This is a genomic window from Burkholderia sp. LK4 (assembly GCF_001043615.1).
Classification (GTDB): domain Bacteria; phylum Pseudomonadota; class Gammaproteobacteria; order Burkholderiales; family Burkholderiaceae; genus Burkholderia; species Burkholderia cepacia.
The window spans coordinates 1-746 of record NZ_LDUL01000160.1; the positions used below are offsets into that span (position 1 = coordinate 1).

1 protein-coding gene is annotated in these 746 nt (G+C 61.9%); it reads right to left on the reverse strand.

The genetic code is table 11. The annotated features are described in order from the left end of the window. Positions 1 to 726, reverse strand: coding sequence for an amino acid ABC transporter ATP-binding protein (locus tag VK92_RS38540; protein ID WP_048028333.1), 726 nt, complete (start codon positions 724 to 726; stop codon positions 1 to 3). Between the last annotated feature and the right edge of the window lie 20 nt (positions 727 to 746).

Consider the following 746-nt stretch of genomic DNA (forward strand, 5'->3'; position numbering starts at 1 on the left):
TCAGTGCAGGATCTTCGCGAGGAAGTCCTTCGCGCGTTCCGATTTCGGATTCGAGAAGAAATCGTCCTTGCGGTCGTCCTCGACGATCGCGCCCTTGTCCATGAAGATCACGCGATGCGCGACCTTCTTCGCGAAGCCCATCTCGTGCGTGACGACCATCATCGTCATCCCTTCCTGCGCGAGTTCGACCATCACGTCGAGCACTTCGTTGATCATCTCGGGGTCGAGCGCGGACGTCGGCTCGTCGAACAGCATCGCGATCGGATCCATCGACAGCGCGCGCGCGATCGCGACACGCTGTTGCTGGCCGCCCGACAGCTGGCCCGGGAACTTGTGCGCATGCGCCTTCAGGCCGACGCGGTCGAGCAGCTTCAGGCCCTTCTCGTTCGCCTCGTCCTTGCCGCGGCCGAGCACCTTGATCTGCGCGAGCGTCAGGTTCTCGGTGATCGACAGGTGCGGGAACAGCTCGAAATGCTGGAACACCATCCCGACCTTCGAGCGCAGCTTCGACAGGTTCGTCTTCTTGTCGCCGACCGACTGGCCGTTCACGAGGATCTCGCCCTGCTGGAACGGCTCGAGGCCGTTCACGGTCTTGATCAGCGTCGACTTGCCCGAGCCCGACGGGCCGCACACGACGACCACTTCGCCTTTCGTGACCTCGGTCGTGCAGTCGGTGAGGACCTGAAACTGGCCGTACCACTTCGAAACGTTGCTGATGGAAATCATGGGGGATACCTGCATCGTAA

Bases quoted from the DNA above. Each gene is read 5' to 3' on its own strand.
- VK92_RS38540 (WP_048028333.1), bottom strand. From the start codon at position 726: ATGATTTCCATCAGCAACGTTTCGAAGTGGTACGGCCAGTTTCAGGTC.